This window comes from Arthrobacter sp. AL12, from assembly GCF_029960645.1.
Taxonomy (GTDB): Bacteria; Actinomycetota; Actinomycetes; order Actinomycetales; family Micrococcaceae; genus Arthrobacter.
Genome location: NZ_JASBQY010000047.1, coordinates 1 through 746 on the forward strand (window position 1 = coordinate 1; position 746 = coordinate 746).

Annotated in this window: 1 protein-coding gene; it reads left to right on the top strand. The window is 69.4% G+C overall.

The genetic code is table 11. The annotated features are described in order from the left end of the window. On the top strand, nucleotides 1–745 hold a 745-nt coding region (locus QK291_RS18995), incomplete at its 5' end, for an HNH endonuclease signature motif containing protein (RefSeq protein ID WP_282384409.1). Nucleotide 746: the final 1 nt, after the last annotated feature.

The following is a 746-nucleotide window of genomic DNA, read 5'->3' on the forward strand; positions in this document are numbered from 1 at the left end:
TGGCGGGAACCTTGGCGGGAACGCTGGGGAGCATGACGGTGCGGACGTCGCGCTCGACCTGCGCTCACGCCCGCAAAAACTCCTCGACGGCCTCGTCGGCGCCGCCAAGGTCGCCCTCGCCGCCGGCACCCTGCCCGCAACCGGAGGACTCCGCCCCCAGGTCATGGTCACCATCGACTACCGCGACCTCCTCGCCCGGCTCGGACACAGCGACGGGACCAGCGACGGGACCAGCGACGGGCACGTGGACGGGGACGTCCAAAGCACCGCCGGCGGCCCCTTCCGCCCCGGCACCACGACCGAGCACACCGGGAACCTGCTCTTCACCGGACCCGTCACCGCCTCCACCGTCCGGAAAATCGCCTGCGACGCGGACATCATCCCCGTCCTCCTCGGCAGCGAAGGCCGGATCCTGGACATCGGCCGCACCTCACGGGTCTTCCCGGCGCACATCCGCAAAGCCCTCACCGCCCGGGACCAGGGCTGCGCGTTCCCCGGCTGCACCATCCCCGCACCCTGGTGCGAAGCGCACCACATCAACTACTGGTCCCGCGGCGGAACCACCGGCACCGAGAACGCGGCACTTCTCTGCACCCACCACCACCACGTGATCCACAAAGAACACTGGACCATCCAGGTCCGCACCGGCATCCCCTGGTTCATCCCGCCACCCCACCTCGACCCACGCCAAAAACCCCGACGCAACTACTACTTCCGCCCCGCAGACCTCAACACCGCAGCATGAC